Source organism: Brevibacillus sp. HB1.2 (assembly GCF_013332495.1).
In the GTDB taxonomy this organism is placed as follows: domain Bacteria; phylum Bacillota; class Bacilli; order Brevibacillales; family Brevibacillaceae; genus Brevibacillus; species Brevibacillus porteri.
In genome coordinates this window covers 240,732-260,347 of record NZ_JABMIU010000001.1, presented here as the reverse complement: position 1 = coordinate 260,347, position 19,616 = coordinate 240,732, and the positions used below count along the sequence as shown (strand labels likewise).

Annotated in this window: 6 protein-coding genes; 5 read left to right on the top strand and 1 reads right to left on the bottom strand. The window is 44.8% G+C overall.

Annotated elements, in window-relative coordinates:
- Positions 1-72 precede the first annotated feature (72 nt).
- On the bottom strand, positions 73-1,512 hold the full coding sequence (locus HPY28_RS01075; protein WP_254613039.1) for a hypothetical protein: 1,440 nt from the start codon (positions 1,510-1,512) through the stop codon (positions 73-75).
- A 184-nt stretch (positions 1,513-1,696) separates the two neighbouring features.
- Here HPY28_RS01075 and HPY28_RS01070 point away from each other — a divergent pair, with 184 nt between their 5' ends.
- The 5 genes from HPY28_RS01070 to tycB all read left to right on the top strand — a co-directional run bounded on the left by HPY28_RS01070 (position 1,697) and on the right by tycB (position 19,566).
- Positions 1,697-2,113: a MarR family winged helix-turn-helix transcriptional regulator gene (locus tag HPY28_RS01070; RefSeq protein WP_174224580.1), complete on the top strand. Its 417-nt coding sequence runs from the start codon at positions 1,697-1,699 to the stop codon at positions 2,111-2,113.
- Positions 2,114-2,116: 3 nt separating this feature from the next.
- Complete coding sequence (locus tag HPY28_RS01065) at positions 2,117-3,307, top strand: MFS transporter (RefSeq protein WP_174229916.1); 1,191 nt, start codon at positions 2,117-2,119, stop codon at positions 3,305-3,307.
- 259 nt (positions 3,308-3,566) lie between these two features.
- Positions 3,567-4,715 (top strand): AI-2E family transporter, encoded by a 1,149-nt coding sequence (locus HPY28_RS01060; protein WP_017248470.1) that lies wholly within the window; start codon positions 3,567-3,569, stop codon positions 4,713-4,715.
- A gap of 708 nt (positions 4,716-5,423) precedes the next feature.
- Complete coding sequence (gene tycA, locus HPY28_RS01055) at positions 5,424-8,702, top strand: tyrocidine non-ribosomal peptide synthetase TycA (protein ID WP_174229915.1); 3,279 nt, start codon at positions 5,424-5,426, stop codon at positions 8,700-8,702.
- A 94-nt stretch (positions 8,703-8,796) separates the two neighbouring features.
- Positions 8,797-19,566: a tyrocidine non-ribosomal peptide synthetase TycB gene (gene tycB / locus HPY28_RS01050; RefSeq protein WP_174229914.1), complete on the top strand. Its 10,770-nt coding sequence runs from the start codon at positions 8,797-8,799 to the stop codon at positions 19,564-19,566.
- Positions 19,567-19,616: the final 50 nt, after the last annotated feature.

Sequence of the window (19,616 nt, the reverse complement as noted above, 5' to 3'; positions counted from 1 at the left end):
GCAAGGGAAGGGGAATGGGCAATAAAAAAACCGGTGGGTTTCGATTACCACCGGATGAGACCGATTTTTATTTTATTTCTGAAGTGCAATACTATCCACTTTGTTTGCAGCAATAACAGCGACTGCATTCGGCTCCAGATCGAACCAAAAAATAAGATCGCCATCCGCTTTCTTCTGCGACGGCTTCATCCCGTTCACATAGACTTTGATTTCACGTACGGTTGTCAAATGCAATTTGCCTTGATCGCACAGTGTGTCCATTCGTTTCAATAACCGGTCAAAATCGGGATGTATGATCCAGTTACTTTTGATATCCCGAATGATAAATTTCCCGCCTTGCTTTTTGGAAGGAATTATTGCCAAGTAAGTATGATTGATAAATACCCCACGATTTTGAATGAGCTGCTGGAGATTTTGTTCCCGATACAGATACAGTGTATCTTCCGGAATGATGGCAGCCGACCATGAATAAAACGGGCCGGTGACTGTCGGATGCGACCAATAGAGAGGGGTGCGCAGGGCGTCACCTCTTTGGGGTTGGTACAGATCAAGACCATGATTGGGATTGGCGATATCTTCTGAGCTGTAGTGCCAAAAATACGATGTGTCGTATTTTTTCCATTGATGCGCCAAGTAATTCGCAGTTTGGTTGTCTAGCGCGTTAAACGCAAAGCTGGACTTCAAATACCCATGGTCAATCCATGTACTGCTTTGGAAGTGATCTTTCATTACTTGCAACGCATCTTCCGTAGTCTTTTGATAGTGCCTGATTTCGTAAGGATAGAGGGTATGTAGACCCATGTCATTATCGTTCCGATTCAGATCATCCAGAAACTGCAAAAATTCAGGGCATTGCGCAATGGCGACATTGACAGGCGATTTTGCTTGAAAATACGGATTCGAGTAAAAAACGCTTTTCGTAACTGGTATTCGATGTTTGACAAAACCGCCTGTCGCTTGTGCCGACGATGTAATCTTCTCGGAGCCGAAATAAACAGCCCGATTTGTTTGCAGCGTCTGCTCGTCAGCATGCTCTGTCCATACGTGCGTAGCCAAAAAACCAGAAGGCTGACTGATAAATCGCGGCATCAGCATCGGTTGATACCCAACTACGAGTGAGAATGAATTGGTCCGTTCATCGTTTGCACGATATTCGGAAGCGTGGCGGACTTTTCCGACTTGATTCGTTGAGCCTTGCTGTACGTATCTGTGATCATTCATGTGATCCAGATTGACGATGAGCTGTTTTTGCGTTGCAATCAATTCAAGTGACGATACGTTGGGAGCATGGTACAAAATGCCGCCAAACGATTCGGAGCGAATTTCGATGGCTGCTCCTGGTTGAAATGCTGGACTTTGATCCAACGTTATTTGATTGGCTCCTTTCGGAAGGGAAGGAGTCATTGCATTGTAAATCGTGCCATATTCGGCTTGGTACTGAATGGAAGAGAGGATTTCATTTTTCGCCAGATCAGTAATGCGGACATTGCCTGCCTCATCCCAGATGAACACATAATATGATTTTGAAAGGAGGACTCCTTCGCAAGCGTAGGTATTGGAAAAGAAAGTACCAAGAATAGCAATAATAAGAAGGGAATGGCGGAAAACCTGTTTGCCATCATGATTTAGACCTTCTCAAACAGCAAGAATAGATATATAATTAATTAAATTAATTAACTAATACAAAGGAGCTAACATGTACCCGTTCTTTTCAAAAGTCGCATTCACACATCGTATGTACAATAACCAATTGCAAGAGGAGTTACTTCCATTCGGTATATCCGTCACGCAATGGGCGTTAATTCGTTATTTGAAAAATAACGGTTCTGCTACTTTTAGTGACGTCGCCGATTATTGGCAAGTAGAGAAGCCGGCCATAACACCCATTGCGCAAAAATTAGCCGCTCGTGAAATCATTTCGATTTCATCTGGATCAGACAAACGGCAAAAAATTATGTATTTGTCAGAGAAAGGTGAAGCGCTACACAAGACGATTATGGAAGCGACTGATCCGTTCTTGGAAGAAATATTGGAGGGCATCTCACCAGAAGAAAGAGACGCAGCATCCACAGTACTCGAAAAAATAATCATGAACCTAAAGAGAAGAGGGTAAGCAGTGAAAAAGGATAGGCTTTGGACGAAAGAGTTCGTTATTGTTTCTTTCATCAATTTTCTTTTGACACTTATGTTTTTCTTACTAATGGTTACGATTGCTTCTTATGCCAAAACAGAATTTCACGCTTCAACTAGTTCAGCAGGATTGGTTTCCAGTATCTTTATCATTGGCGCTTTGATTGGTCGATTACTCACCGGTAGAGCTATTAGTCATATTGGTACGAAAAAAACGCTTTGGATTGGGTTAGGATTTTTTGCTGTCACTTCGTTGCTTTACTTTTTTGCAGTCCATATCAGCTTTTTACTGGTCAATCGATTGCTGCAAGGGATTGCCGTTGGTATTGCCAGTACAGCAACAGGTACCATTATTGCTCAAATCTTGCCAGCGTCTCGCAAGGGTGAGGGGATTGGCTATTACAGTTTAAGTGCGATTTTAGCCACTGCGATTGGTCCTTTTCTCGGCATGATCTTATTGCGGCTTGAAAATGGTTTCACTTGGATCTTTACGATGAATGTTGGGTTTTCCCTGATTTGTTTGATGTTTTATGCCATGGCAAAAATCAATGTTCCGCTTGCTTCCGCAAATGTGAAAGAGGAAGCAAAAGGTTCTCTGCTTTCGAAATTCATCGAGCCGAAAGCCTTGCCGATTTCATTCATCGCCTTAATAATCGGCTTCAGCTATTCGGGTGTCTTGTCATTTCTATCGTTTTATGCGGAAGAAATTAATCTGTCCTCAGCTTCCAGTTATTTCTTCTTAGTGTATGCCATTGTCATTATCCTTTCGCGACCATTCTCAGGAAAGCTAATGGACGCAAGAGGGGCGAACATCGTGACATACCCAAGCCTGGTGATATTTGCGCTCGGGATGCTTCTATTCAGTCAAACCTCAACTTCCTGGATGCTACTGCTATCTGCTGCATTGATTGGAGTAGGCTTCGGTAACTTTAACTCCATTGCCCAAACCGTAGCTGTGAAGGTAACAGCTCCGCATCGCTTTGGATTAGCAACCTCTACGTACTACATTTTGTATGATCTAGGATTAGGAATCGGGCCCTATCTGCTCGGTTTTATCGTACCGTATATAGGATATCGTACGATTTTCGTCGGGATGGTTGCCTTCATCCTTTTCAGTATCCCGCTTTATTACTGGCTACACGGAAAACGAGATCGGGAATTGATGCGTGCTACCTAACTCATCCAAGTAAAAAAGGGGGAGTTTGGCCCCCTATAGAAGATATGCAGGCTGCCCTTAGTCGGTAGCCTGTTATCTTTTTCACAGTCTTTTTGATACGCATGATTGTGGAAAGTTCGAGGGAAGTTTTAGTGAAAGTAGAAAAATGATAACGAACGGTTGAAAATCATAGTATACTTGTGGGTGGACATATTAATGGAAAAGTTTATGAACAAACAGATCAACTTAGAACTCACTAAGGTTAGGAGTCAACTAGAAAATGATGGAGAAAGTACACTGGCGAGATATAAAGAAATACATAATGATCGCGACTTACACCGTATTGCTGTTTGCTGTGGTCTGGAATTTTCCTTCTGTAAAGTCATTTATCTATGAAATATTTGACTTATTAGATCCTGTGATTTATGGGATTGCCATTGCTTACATCTTGAACATTTTAATGAGATTTTATGAAGAAAGACTTTTCTCACCCCTTAACCGCGGTAACAATCGAATCTGGTTAAAAGTAAGACGTCCTTTTTCAATCCTGTTAACGCTGGCGACTGTCCTGGTATTTTTTACATTTCTCATGTGGTTTATTGTCCCTCAGCTTCTCACGAGTATTTCCATGCTCGCGTCAAGTATTCCGAATGACATGCAATCATTAAAGGCTTTCGTCGATGGTTTTGCAGAGAGATTTAACTTGTCCGGCGATTTATGGAATACACTTATGGAGAAGTGGAATGAAATTGTAAATAAGTTCGGCCATTTTTTCCTGACTTCCATCCCTGTATTACTGACGTATACGAAAATGTTTACTGTTAGCTTTATCGATGTCATCATGGGGCTGATGTTGTCCGTCTATTTGCTCCTCTATAAGGAAAAGTTGACGCTCATTGCGAAAAAACTCGTTTATGCCTATTCGTCAAAAGCAAAGGCGGATCGGGCTGTAGAAATTGGACAAATCACCAATCGAGCTTTTAGTGGCTTTATCTCAGGCCAGCTAACAGAGGCTCTCATTCTTGGCGGGCTTTGTTTTGTGGGGATGTGGGCGTTTAACATGCCGTATGCACTGCTTGTGAGTGTGATCATTGGTGTAACGAGCATCATTCCGATTTTTGGTGCTTATATCGGGACGATTCCGAGTGCCTTTATTATTTTAATGATCGATCCAGTGAAGGCTATTTGGTTCCTTGTCTTTATTCTTGTCTTGCAGCAAATCGAAGGTAATTTTATCTATCCAAGAGTGGTAGGTAATTCAATCGGATTGGATGGCTTATGGGTGATAGCAGCCTTATTGGTTGGGGGAGCATTGTTCGGGTTGATGGGAATGCTGCTAGGAATCCCTGCCTTTGCCGTCGTATATACCCTCGTCAGAAGCACGACAAATAAGCGACTGAAGGACAAGAATATTATCCTGAAAGAATAGGTGTCCACCGTTTCAATTCCTCAATGAAATCGTAAATCTAAAGGCTCACACTTTCGAATGAAACCAGAAAGTGTGAGCCTTTTTTGCAGGGATTGAAGAGTGGTTTGGGTAAAAAGTAGCACAATTAACAAAAAATACCTAATTTTTAACTGATTTCCAAAACACTCTCTGTTATAATGAATAACAGTTTCTCAAACAGGTGCATATGAATACGTTATTCTGCTGGATTGTAAGGAGGTGTGCAGGCCAGCACATTAGTTTTCAGGTAATGTATTTTTTCCATTCGAATTGGTCAGGATTCATGTCCTGATTCCATTAGTCTAGAGTACCAGCGCACATGTTTCGACCAAAAAGTGGAAAGTGACTTTTGTCCTGAAAACCGCTTTGAGCAAACAGGGAATTATCCCCATTGTGAAAAAATGTAAAATCGAGGAGAATTTGTAGGTGAAAATTGGTTCATGACCATAGTAATATAGAAATGGTTAATACTTACAAAAAAGATACAAAAACCCACATATTTTGTTACATTTGGCCATTATATTAAATGGTGTTGATGAGGGAGTTTCCCATGTGATCCATTCGTCACTGAGGCTTCATCTTCAGATTTAGCGGACCATTTCCTTGCAGTTTCGTTTACCTGTTTGGCCATCACATTGTATTGTCACACTTCATGATAGACAAAAGTTTGCCAATTATCGGAGGGGACACATGTTGGGAAATCATACCAATCTCATCGACTTGGAGCGGGAAAAAGAACAGGTAGCCTTGTTTAATGATACAAAGGCTGAATATCCACAGGATAAGTCGATTCATCAGTTGTTCGAGGAACAGGCAGAAGCTGTGCCACACCGAGTTGCCATCGTTTATGAAAATGAGCGATTAACTTACCAGGAGCTCAACAGGAAGGCTAACCAATTAGCAAGAGCACTGATCGAAAAAGGGATAACAACAGATAGCATCGTCGGTGTGATGATGGAGAAATCCATTGAAAATGTGATAGCTATTCTGGCCATCCTCAAGGCTGGCGGAGCGTATGTTCCCATCGATATCGAATATCCCCGAGATCGGATTCAATATATCCTGCAAGACAGTCAAACGAAAATCGTCATCACCCAGAAAAACGTCAGTAACCTTGTTTATGACGTCGGATACCGTGGTCCTGTAGTCGTACTCGAGGAAGAACAGCTGGATTCTCGCTCGGATTCCAATCTTCACTTGCCAAGCAAACCTACTGATATGGCGTATGTCATCTATACTTCAGGCACAACCGGCAAGCCGAAAGGAACCATGCTGGAGCATAAAGGGATCGCTAATTTGCAATCATTCTTTCAAAATACGTTCGGTGTAACACCTGCAGACAGGATTGGACAGTTTGCTAGCATGTCTTTTGACGCATCGGTATGGGAAATGTTCATGGCTTTACTAACCGGTGCCAGCCTCTACATCCTTTCCAAACAGACGATTCATGATTTCATCAGTTTTGAAAACTATTTGAATAAAAATGAATTGACCATCATCACGTTGCCACCCACTTATTTGACTCACCTCAACCCAGATCATTTTACAACACTTCGCATCATGATTACGGCAGGTTCAGCTGCTAACTTCCCTTTAGTAAATAGATGGAAAAATAAAGTTAGGTACGTGAATGCATACGGACCTACGGAAACAAGCATTTGCGCGACCATATGGGAAGCACCTTCCAATGTGCTCCTCAACCAAACGATCCCAATCGGTAAACCGATTCAAAATACGTACGCTTATATTGTCAATGAAGAGCTACATTTGCAGCCAATTGGCAGTGAAGGCGAATTATGCATAGGTGGAGTAGGCTTAGCCAGAGGATACTGGAATCGTCCAGATTTGACCGCCGAAAAATTTGTAGATAATCCGTTTGTTCCAGGAGAGAAGATGTATAGGACAGGTGACCTGGCCAAATGGCTGCCGAATGGAGAAATCGAGTTTCTCGGCAGAATCGACCATCAGGTGAAAATCAGGGGTCATCGGATTGAGTTGGGAGAAATCGAGTCCGTTTTGCTGAAACATGAACAAATAAAAGAGGCAGTGGTAATCGCTAGGGAAGACCAACACGATCAACCCTATTTGTGCGCTTACTATATTTCGCAACTGGAAGTAACTCCTGCGCAAATCAGAGAATTTGCCGCTCAAAAGCTACCTGCGTACATGCTTCCTTCTTATTTCGTGAAGCTGGATAAAATGCCGCTCACGCCGAATGACAAAATTGATCGCAAAGCATTGCCAGAACCTGATGTTACTGCTGAGACAAATCCTGCTTACGAACCTCCCAGAAATCAGACAGAATCGATTCTCGCAACCGTTTGGCAAGAGGTATTGGGAATCGAGAAAATTGGAATTCGCGATAATTTTTATTCACTTGGTGGGGATTCCATTCAAGCGATCCAGGTCGCTGCTCGTTTGCATGCCTATCAACTAAAACTAGACACGAAAGATTTGCTGAATTACCCGACAATTTCGCAGGTTGCTCTCTATGTCAAAAGTACGACGAGGAGAAGCGAGCAGGGAATCATCGAAGGTCCTGTTACCTTAACGCCCATACAACAATGGTTCTTTGAAAAGAACTTTACAAATATGTTTCATTGGAATCAATCGTATGTGTTGTATCGTGAGCAGGGATTTGAGCCTGAAGCCATCCGTAAGGCCTTAGATAAAATCCTTTCGCATCATGACGCGCTACGCATGGTCTATCGGAACGAGAATGGGAGAATCGTTCAACAGAATCGTGGATTGGGTAGCGAATTATACCAATTCCTTCAATATGATCTGACCTCGCATTCGGATGTCCAGCAAGCAATCGAAGAAGAGACGAAACGTTTGCATAGCAGCATGAATTTAGAAGAGGGACAGTTGGTAAAGGCAGCGCTGTTTCATACGCTCCAAGGCGATCATTTGTTTTTGGCCATCCATCATTTAGTCGTGGATGGAATCTCTTGGCGCATTCTGTTTGAGGATCTAGCAACTGCCTACAGTCAAGTTCTAGCAGGAAAAGAAATCATTCTCCCAGAAAAAACGGATTCTTTTAAAAATTGGGCAGTATGGCTGAACGAGTATGCAAATAGTGATGAGTTGGTGAGAGAAATCCCGTATTGGGAGAATCTTGAATCAGAAGCTAGGCATGCTTCCCTTCCGAAAGACTATGAAACGAAGGGATGCAAACAGAAGAGTATCCGCAACATACAGGTCGGATTGCTAGCAGAGGAAACCGAACAATTGTTGAAGCAGGCCAATTCTGCTTATCAAACAGAAATTAATGATTTGTTACTCGCAGCGTTGGGGCTGGCCGTTGCAGAGTGGAGCAGGCTTGACCAAATCGTGATTAATCTGGAAGGGCACGGACGCGAGGATGTGATCGAACACGCTAACGTGACAAGAACAATCGGATGGTTTACGTCCCAATATCCAGTTTTACTAGATTTGAGTCAAATGAATCACTTACCTGAACATATCAAATGCACGAAAGAAAACTTGAGGAAGATCCCCAATAAAGGCATTGGCTATGAAATTTTAAAATATATGACAGAACCGGAAAAACGACGTTCCTTGTCCTATTCCTTGTATCCCGAAGTGACGTTTAACTACTTGGGTCAATTTGACTCAGGCCTTAACAACGAATTGTTTACTCGTTCTCCGTATAGTTCAGGTAACTCGCTCGGTGCTGATGGAAAGAACAATCTGAGTCCCGATTCCGAGATTTATACCGCCTTGAATATTACAGGAAGAATGGAAGGTGGAGAGCTTCTCATCACGTTTACTTACAGCGAGGAGCAGTTTAGAGAAGAGTCCATTCATCAACTGAGTGAGAGCTATCGAAAACATCTCCGGGCGATCATCACTCATTGCTCGCAGAAAAAAGAAGTCGAACGGACTCCCAGTGACTTTAGTATGAAAGGACTTCAAATGGAAGAAATGGACGACATCTTTGAATTACTTGCCAATACACTTAACTAAATAAGCGCTTGCTAATATTTTGTGGGCAAAAACATGTTCTTGACTTACATTATTATGAAAATATGACAAATACAGTTGATATCGAGGTGCCGGAATGAGTGTTTTTAGCAAAGAACAAGTACAAGATATGTATTTATTGACGCCCATGCAAGAGGGAATGTTATTTCACGCCTTGCTAGATGAAGAACATAACTCTCATCTTGTACAGATGTCCATTTCGATTCAGGGCGATCTTGATGTTGGTTTGTTTACCAATAGCTTGCATGTGCTGGTAGAGAGATATGATGTGTTCCGCACGCTGTTTCTCTATGAAAAAATAAAGCAGCCTTTGCAGGTTGTCTTGAAGGAACGGCCCATTCCCATCCTATTTTGCGATTTAACTGCATACGACGAGCAAGAAAAGCAGCATCGCTACACACAATACAAAAGGAATGACCAAGAGAAAACCTTTCATCTGGCGAAAGATTCGTTGATGAGAGTGGCTATTTTCCAAATGACGGAGAGCGAATTCCAAATCATCTGGAGCTTTCATCACATACTCATGGATGGTTGGTGCTTTAGCATTATTTTTGATGACCTGCTTTCCGTCTATTTATCCTTAAAGAACGGGGCTCCAATTGCCCTCGATCCGGTGCAGCCATACAGCCAATTTATTCGTTGGCTGGAAAAGCAAGATAAAGAGGCTGCTCTCGCATATTGGAGAGACTATCTGGGACAATTTGAACAGCAAACTTCCTTGCCGAAGTTTGGGAAGTCTTCTAGCAATGCCTTTCTACCTGCTCAATATCGTTTTGTGCTGGACAGCATGCTGACGCAGCAGCTTTCTGCGATCGCAAGTCAAAATCAAGTGACATTGCCGACTGTGATTCAAACCTTATGGGGGATTCTCCTCCAATCCTATAACGCTACGAATGATGTGCTATTCGGTTCTGTTGTATCCGGGCGACCAACTGAAATCATCGGAATCGACAAAATGGTTGGGTTGTTCATCAATACCATTCCATTCCGCATTCAAGCGAAAAACGATCAAACCTTTGCCGACTTGATACAGGCTGTGCACCAAAGAACACTGCAATCCCAGTCATATGAGCATGTGCCTTTGTACGATATTCAAAACGATTCCGTATTGAAGCAAGATTTGATCGATCACCTGATGGTCATCGAAAACTATCCGTTGGTTGAGGCCTTGCAGAAAAAGGCCTCGACACAGCAAGTAGGCTTTACTATTTCTGATGTCGAGATGTTTGAGCCTACCAATTATGACATGACTGTCATGGTAATGCCCAAAGAAGAGATTGCGATGCGGTTTGATTATAATGCTGCTGTTTTCGATGAAGCCTTTATCCAAAAAATGGCTGGACATCTCAATCAGATTGCGGCTTGCGTGGCAAACAATCCGAAGGTCACGATTCAACAGGTTACCTTGCTGACAGAAGCTGAAAAACAACAGCTAATGGACAGAAACCTCGATACTTCAGCAGCTTATCCAACAAAAACCATGCACGAGCTCTTTATGGAACAGGTGGAAAGGACACCCGATCAGGTTGCTGTCATATTCGGAGAACAGCAGTTGACGTATCGGGAGCTAGATGAAAAGTCCAATCAGCTCGCCAGATTTTTGAGAGGAAAAGGGATTGCTGCAGACAGTCTGGTTGGTACGATGATGGATCGCTCCATCGAGATGATTGTAGGAATTCTTGGGGTTTTGAAAGCCGGTGGTGCATTTGTACCGATTGATCCAGAACTGCCAGAAGAACGAATTGCCTACATGCTCGAGCATAGCGGGATTCAATTGGTAGTGACCCAGCATCATCTACTAGAGAAAGTCACTACTTCTACTGAAAAAATAGATATCAGCGCTCCAGCCATCTGGGAAGAGAGCAGTGCATCTGTCGAAACGATCAATCATCCAGATGACTTGTTTTATATTATCTACACTTCAGGAACGACAGGGAAACCAAAAGGCGTCATGCTTGAGCATAAAAACATGGCAAATCTGATGCACTTTACGTTTACCAAGACCAACATCGATTTTCATGAAAAAGTATTGCAGTATACCACATGCAGCTTTGATGTTTGCTACCAGGAGATTTTCTCCACGCTGCTTTCCGGGGGACAGCTCTATCTCATCACGAATGAGATGAGACGCCATGTAGAAAAACTGTTTGCCTTTATCCAGGAAAAACAGATCAGCATTTTGTCCCTCCCTGTATCCTTCTTGAAATTTATCTTTAACGAAAAAGATTATGCGCAAAGCTTCCCGCGTTGTGTCAAGCACATTATCACAGCCGGGGAACAGCTCGTCGTCACTCATGAGCTACAGAAATATCTGCGGAACCATTACGTATTTTTACACAATCATTACGGGCCGTCGGAGACACATGTGGTAACCACCTACACGATGGACCCAAGCATGGATATTCCAGAGCTGCCACCAATCGGAAAACCGATCAGTAACACAGGCATTTATATCCTGGATGAAAAGCTGCAGATGAAACCAGACGGCATTGTTGGGGAACTGTATATCTCTGGTGCGAACGTAGGGCGAGGGTATTTGCACAATCCAGAGCTGACTGCGGAGAAGTTTCTCGAGAACCCGTATCAATCAGGAGAAAGAATGTATCGAACGGGTGACCTCGCTCGTTGGCTGCCAGATGGCAATATCGAGTTTTTAGGGCGAATCGACCATCAGGTAAAAATCAGGGGTCATCGTATCGAGCTGGGAGAGATTGAATCGCACTTGCTCAATCACGCTTTGATTAAGGAAGCCGTGGTCATCGATAGAACGGATGAGACAGGCGGAAAGTATTTGTGCGCCTATGTCGTTTTGACAGACGAAGTCAGTAACGAGGAGCTGCGTGCTTACTTATCACGAACGCTGCCAGAGTATATGATCCCTTCCTTCTTTATGAACTTGGAGCGGATTCCGGTCACACCTAATGGAAAAACAGACAGAAGAGCCTTGCCCGTACCTGAGGGGAATGCTTTTACGGGAGCGGATTACCTCGCTCCGACAACCGAACTGGAACAGAAAATGGCAGCCATATGGGAAAACGTACTCGGCGTGTCCCCGATTGGCATTCAGGATAATTTTTTCACACTGGGGGGTCATTCGCTAAAGGCGATTCATCTCATTTCCCGGATGCAAAAAGACTGCCAAGCAGATGTTCCGCTTCGCGTGTTGTTTGATAGACCAACCATTCAAGAAATCGCCAAGTATGTGGAAGGTGAAGAGGAAGGAACGTATCTCGCTATTCCGCGGGTCGTCATGCAAGAGCACTATCCTGTATCCTCAGCGCAAAAACGCATGCTGATTTTAAACCAGCTCGATCCGGATAGTACGGTGTACAATCTGCCCGTTGTGACGGTACTCGATGGGGAATTGAATGTGCAGCAGCTGGAGTATGCCATTTCCAATCTGGTGAGTCGTCATGAATCGCTGCGAACCTCCTTCCATACCATCAACGGTGAGCTGGTTCAACGCATCCATCAGGAATGCAAACTGCCAATCACTTACATGGAAGCGGCAGAAGAACGTTTGAATCAAGTCATCACGGATTTCATGCGTCCGTTTGATTTGGAAAAGGCTCCATTAAGTCGGGTTGGACTGGTCAAACTGGGAGAGCGGCGCCATGTCATGATCATCGATATGCACCATATCATCTCAGACGGAGTGTCTTCGCAAATCATCCTGAACGATCTTGCACAGCTCTATCAAGACAAATCCTTGCCAGAGCAACGCATTCAATATAAAGACTTCGCGGATTGGGAAAAGGGTCTGGCACAGACAGACGAATACAGAAAACAGGAAGCGTTTTGGACCGAGCGATTCGCTGGTGAAATTCCTGTTTTGAATCTGCCTTTGGACTACTCTCGACCGTCTGTTCAAAGTTTTGAGGGGATACGTTATTCATTCCGCACAGAAAAACAGCTGCTAGATGGCTTGCAACGAGTGGCGGCCGATACGGGGACTACGCTCTACATGGTGCTCATGGCAGCCTATCATGTTTTACTCGCAAAATACTCCGGGCAAGAAGACATGGTAGTCGGAACCGTGACAGCTGGAAGAACGCACCCTGACACCGAAAGCATAACGGGTATGTTCGTCAACACGCTGGCAATGAGAAATCAGCCGGTGGCAACCAAAAGCTTCAAGCAATTTTTACGAGAAGTGAAGGACAATACACTCGCTGCATTTGAGCATGGGGAATACCCGTTTGAGGAACTCGTTGAAAAGCTGGCGGTCAATCGAAATCGAAGCCGCAATCCATTGTTTGACACCTTGTTCATTTTGCAAAACATGGATGCCGATCCGATCAAGATCGAAGGCATGACAGTGACACCTTTCGTGCCAGAGGGCAAAATGGCGAAATTCGATTTGTCGCTCGAAGCAACCCAAAACCATGCAGGTCTCATGTTCTGCTTCGAATTTTGCACCAAGCTGTTCAAGCAGGAGACCATCGAACGAATGTCGCGTCATTACATCCAAATCTTGCAACAAGTCATCACGAACACGGACTTGGCTCTCTATCAGATGGAGATGCTCACCGAGCAAGAAAAGCAGGAATTGCTGGTCCATTTCAATGACACATTCAAGCCTGTTGAGTTGGAAAGCACACTTCCACAGCTATTTGAAGAACAAGTACTGAAAACCCCTGATCAAATCGCGCTGGTTTGCGGGGACAAACAGTTGACATATCTGGAGCTCAATAAGAAAGCCAATCAGCTTGCTCGTACATTACGGAAAAAAGGAGTAAAGGCTGACGAACGAGTTGGGATTATGACAAATCGTTCCTTGGAGATGGTGATCGGAATCCTCGCCATTCTCAAGGCTGGCGGAGCATACGTGCCTATCGATCCAGAATATCCGAATGATCGCATTGCCTACATGCTCGAAGATTGCGAAGCTCGTTTGGTGCTTACCCAAGAGCATCTTGGAACAAAGGTTGTTGCTGGAGTGGAATGCCTGTATCTGGAGGATACGAGTAACTATTCTCGGATCACCACAAATCTTGACCCGATTCATACGGCTACCAATTTGGCTTATATCATTTACACATCGGGTACGACAGGTAGGCCAAAAGGCGTTATGGTGGAGCACCGAGGTATTGTCAACAGTGTGACGTGGAACAAAGAAGAGTTTGCCTTATCTGTCCATGACAGAGGTTTGTTGGCTCTATCCTTTGCCTTTGATGGTTTTGTCCTTACCTTCTTTGCGTTGATTCTATCCGGTTCAACTGTTGTCTTGACGAAGGATGAAGAAGCCAAAGATCCGATAGCGCTCAAAAACCTGATCTCAACATGGAGCTGCAGCTACACGTTATGCGTGCCAAGTTTGTTCCAAGCGATCTTGGAATGCAGCACCACCGATGAGATCAGTCCGATGAAAATGGCCGTGCTCGGGGGAGAAAAGCTATCACCGAAGTTAGTTGAGATGTGCAAAGAGATGAATCCGCAGATGATTGCTGTCAATGCGTACGGTCCGACAGAAAGCAGTGTTATCGCCACCTATCTGTGCGATACGCTCCCGGATGCTCCGATCACCATTGGACGGCCAATAGCAAACACAAGCATATACATCGTGGACCATTCGCACCAGCTGCTACCAATCGGTGTAGTGGGAGAGATATGTATAGGCGGACTCGGTTTGGCACGCGGATATTGGAACAAACCGGAACTTACCGAAGAGAAGTTTGTTTCCAATCCATTTGAGCCAGGTGAACGCATGTACAAGACCGGCGACCTTGGCAGATGGCTCCCTGACGGCACGATTGAATTCGCAGGACGCCTGGATGAACAAGTAAAAGTGAGAGGATACCGGATTGAGATCGGGGAGATAGAATCGGTTCTTCTCAGCTATGAAACGACAAATGAAGCGATTGTCGTTGCTTATCAGGATGGAAGCGGAGACGCGTATCTGACTGCCTATTTCACCGGAAAAGACAACATCTCGGAAGCGGCGCTTCGAACACATCTATCTCAAGAACTGCCAGCGTATATGGTACCGACCTATCTCGTTCAACTGGATGCTTTCCCGCTCACGCCAAATGGCAAGATCGATCGCAAAGCACTGCCGAAGCCTGAAGGAAAGCCTACAACAGGTGTGGAGTATGTCGCGCCTGCTAATGAAGTAGAGGCAACACTGGCAAAGATTTGGGAAAACGTCCTTGGCATCTCCGGTATCGGAGTGATGGATAACTTTTTTGAGCTGGGTGGACATTCTTTAAAAGCTATGACGATAGTGGCGCATGTGCATCGGGAGTTTCAAACCGATCTTCCTTTGAAGCATTTCTTTGAACAGCCCACCGTTCGAGCCTTGTCCAGTCTGATAGCAAACAGTGAGAATGCGCCAGATGCATCGATTCAACCAGCAGAACCACAAGATTACTACCCGGTATCATCTGCCCAACAGCGGATGTACGTGCTCCATCAGTTGGAAGGCGCGGGTATCAGCTACAATACGCCTGGGATGATCATGCTAGAGGGTCAACTGGATCGCGATCAATTGGTGCATGCACTGCAAGCATTGGTAGATCGTCACGAAATATGGAGAACCTCCTTTGAGATGGTAGGAGATCAGCTAGTCCAAAAAATTCATGACCAAGTGAAAGTGGAAATGGAGTATCAGCGTGCAGAAGAAGATCAGATCGATGAAATTTTCCATGCGTTTGTCCGTCCATTTGATCTGGTTGTTCCGCCACTGCTGCGCATGGGGCTCGTGCAAATCTCGGATGAACGTCATCTTCTCTTGTATGACATGCATCATATTGCTTCGGACGCCTCGTCTATCACGATTATTTTCAATGAATTGGCGGAATTGTACCAAGGCAGACAATTACCGGAGCTGCGTATCCAATACAAAGACTTTTCTGTCTGGCAAAAAGGCTTTAACGAGTCAGATGACTTCAAAAAGCAGGAAGAATATTGGCGCCATGCGTTTGAGGGGCATAACACTGTCTTGGAGATTCCGACAGATTTTCCACGCCCAGCTGTGAAAAGCTTTGAGGGTGATCAAATCGTACTTGCTACCGATAGACCTCTGCTGGAAGCTTTACACGCGCTGGCTGCGGAAACGAAAACGACAATGTTTATGGTTTTGCTAGCCGCCTACAATTTGCTGCTTTCGAAGTATACGGCGCAGGATGATATCGTTGTCGGAACGCCAATCTCCGGCAAGACACGCGCTGAGCTCGAACCGATTGTCGGTATGTTCGTCAATACGCTAGCAATCAGAAACAAACCGACAGCAGAGAAGACCTTCAAGGAGTTTCTGATGGAAGTCAAGCAGAATGCCCTGGATGCCTATGATCATCAGGATTATCCGTTGGAGAGTCTGGTTGAAAAGATTGGCATTCAACGTGATCCGGGACGCAATCCACTTTTTGATACCATGTTCATTCTGCAAACCGACGAACTGTACCAAAAAAGACTGGGTCAACTGACCTATCATCCCTATGAATCGACGAGCGCGCTTGCTATTTCAAAGTTCGACCTGTCTTTTCACCTGACTGAACGGGAAACAGACCTGTTGCTGCGACTGGAGTACAGCACCAAGCTGTTTAGAAGAGACACCGTAGACAGAATGTCGCGTCATTTCATGCAAATTCTACGAAATGTTACGGCAGAACCTGATAAGCAACTTCAAGCAATTGAGATGCTAACGGCAGAAGAAAAGCAGTTGTTGCTGGTGGAGTTCAATCATACAGACAGAGAGTACACGGAAAACCAGACCATACAACAGCTCTTTGAGGAACTGGCAGCAAATACGCCTGATCAAACGGCCGTTGTATTTGAAGAGAATCAGATGACGTACCAAGAGCTCAATGAAAGAGCGAACCAGCTAGCCACCGTATTGCGTGAAAGAGGAGTAGGGCCATCGCAAATCGTCGTCATGATGGTAGAACGTTCCTTGGAAATGGCCATTGCCACACTCGCCATTTTAAAAGCTGGCGGCGCCTTTTTGCCGGTCGATCCGGATTATCCCGAGGAAAGAATCCGGTACATGATCGAGGACAGTCAAGCGAAGCACGTGCTAACTCATAATCATCTGACCCACAAGGTGTCCAGTCAGGCAGAAATTATCGATTTGGACGACGCAGGGAGCTATTCGTCGCATACAGACAATCTGCTTTGCATCAACAAGCCGTCTGATCTTGCCTATATCATTTACACGTCCGGTACCACTGGCAATCCAAAGGGCGTCATGCTGGAGCACAAAGGAGCGGCCAATCTGCAAGCGGTGTTCAGGAATCAACTTGGCGTAACGCCACAAGATCGGCCAGGGCATTTTGCAAGTATCTCTTTTGACGCATCGGTGTGGGATATGTTTATTGCTCTTTTGACAGGAGCGAGCTTGTATATCATCTCCCGCGATACGATCAATGATTTCCGCAAATTTGAGGAATACGTCTACAAAAACGGAATTACTATTCTCACGTTGCCGCCGACGTATGCCATTTATCTTGAGCCTGACCGTATGCCGTCATTGCGCATCCTGATTACTGCTGGATCGGCAGCATCTACCGCATTGGTAGAGCAATGGAAAGAGAAAGTGACCTATATCAATGGCTACGGCCCGACAGAGAGTACGGTTTGCGCGACACTCTGGAAAGCTTTGCCGCATGAACCAGTTAGTCAGAGCATTACGATTGGCAAACCTATTCAGAATACGAAGCTGTTCATCGTGGATGAACAAATGCAATTGAAGACAGTCGGTCAAATAGGTGAATTGTGCATCAGCGGAGTGTCGCTCGCGAGAGGATATTGGAATCGACCAGAATTGACGGCTGAAAAATTCGTCAATAATCCGTTTGTGCCAGGAGAGAAGATGTATCGCACTGGGGATCTGGCCAAATGGCTTCCAGACGGAAATATCGAGTATCTCGGCAGAATCGATCATCAAGTGAAGGTGCGCGGTCATCGGGTAGAGCTGGGCGAAGTCGAGAGTGTTCTGTTGCGATTTGAGACGATTATTGAGGCAGCAGCCATCACACATTTGGATGACAAGGGGCAACCTTACCTGTGCGCATACTATGTAGCTGATGGGGAAGTAAGTCCGGCTCAACTGCGAGAATTCATGGGAAAAGAATTGCCAAATTATATGGTTCCCTCCTTCTTTGTTCAGTTGGATAAAATGCCGTTGACACCAAATGACAAAATTGACCGTAAAGCATTGCCGAAGCCAAGCCACGAAGAGAAATCGGGCAGAGAATATGAAGCACCGCAAAACGAACTGGAACATTTACTTGCAACGACCTGGGCAGAGGTATTGGGAATTCAGCAAGTGGGAATGAAAGACAACTTCTTTGAATTGGGCGGAGATTCCATCAAAGCCATTCAGGTATCCACGCGATTGCACGCATCAGGGTGGACGCTGGCAATGAAGGAACTGTTCCAATATCCGACCATTGAACAAGTTGCTGCCCATGTCATACCGAACACTAGAGAGAGTGATCAGGGAGTAGTAGAAGGCGAGATTGGCTTGACGCCCATCCAGAAGTGGTTCTTCGAATGCAATTTCACTGACCGTCATCACTGGAATCAGGCTGTCATGCTGTTCCGAGAGGATGGCTTTGATCCGGGACTTGTTCAGCAGGCGTTCTACAAAATCGTCGAGCACCACGATGCGTTGCGCATGATATACAAACTGGAGAATGAGACAATCACGCAAATCAATCGAGCGCTGACAGGTGAGCGATTCCGCTTCCATTCGTATGACTTGAAAGATCATGCAAATAGCGCAGCTCGTATTTTGGAGTTGTCTGATCATATCCAAAGCAGTATCGATTTGGAACAGGGACCACTCGTCCACTTGGCACTCTTCTCCACAACTGAAGGGGACCATTTACTAATTGCCATTCATCATCTGGTCGTGGATGGTGTCTCATGGCGCATCTTGTTTGAAGATTTTTCATCTGCCTATTCGCAGGCTCTCCACAATCAGGAGATCGTCTTGCCGAAAAAGACAGATTCATTCAAGGATTGGTCGGCTCAATTGCAAGATTATGCAGAGAGTGACGAGCTTTTACGTGAAGCTGCGTATTGGCACAACCTCGAGAGCGTGACCACGGCAGAAAAGTTGCCAACCGATTTTGTTACAGCAGATCGTAAACAAAAGCACACCCGTACAGCGAAGATCGAGTTGACAGCTCAAGAGACAGAAAACCTTTTACGTCACGTTCATCATGCCTATCACACCGAAATAAATGACCTGTTGCTGACTGCGTTGGGATTAACCGTGAAAGAGTGGGCAAATACCAACTACGCTGTCATCAACCTGGAAGGTCACGGTCGCGAAGATATTCAGAATGAAATGAATGTGACCAGAACGATTGGGTGGTTCACATCCCAGTTCCCTGTCGTGCTTGATATGGAAAAATCAAAGGACTTGTCATACCAAATCAAGCAAATCAAAGAGGGCTTACGCCATATTCCGAAAAAAGGAATTGGCTACGAGATTTTACGCACGATGACGGCGGATAAGCTGCGTCCATCCCTGCAATTTAGCCTGCAACCGGAAATCAGCTTTAACTACCTCGGACAATTTGATTCGGATGTAAAATCAGGCGGACTTACTTTCTCGCCACTTGGTACGGGTCAGCTTTTCAGTCCAGAATCGGAGAGAGCATTCTTGTTGGATATTTCCGGCATGATCGAGGATGGAAAGCTCCAGATCAGTTTTGGTTACAGCAGTCTCCAGTATAAGGAAGAAACCATTGTGAAATTGGCAGACAGCTATCGGAATCACTTGCTCAGCATTATTGGGCATTGCATGTCAAAAGAAAATGGAGAATTGACCCCGAGCGATCTCGGAGATGATGACCTTTCCATGGAAGAACTGGAGAACATCCTGGAATTAATCTAATCAGGCGACTTAAGAAATGCTATTCCTCCAATAAAAGCTGTGTCATTTCG

Excerpts from the sequence above, each read along its gene's own strand:
- HPY28_RS01060 (WP_017248470.1), top strand. The coding sequence starts at position 3,567 with ATGATGGAGAAAGTACACTGGCGAGATATAAAGAAATACATAATGATC.
- tycA (WP_174229915.1), top strand. The coding sequence starts at position 5,424 with ATGTTGGGAAATCATACCAATCTCATCGACTTGGAGCGGGAAAAAGAA.
- tycB (WP_174229914.1), top strand. The coding sequence starts at position 8,797 with ATGAGTGTTTTTAGCAAAGAACAAGTACAAGATATGTATTTATTGACG.
- HPY28_RS01070 (WP_174224580.1), top strand. The coding sequence starts at position 1,697 with ATGTACCCGTTCTTTTCAAAAGTCGCATTCACACATCGTATGTACAAT.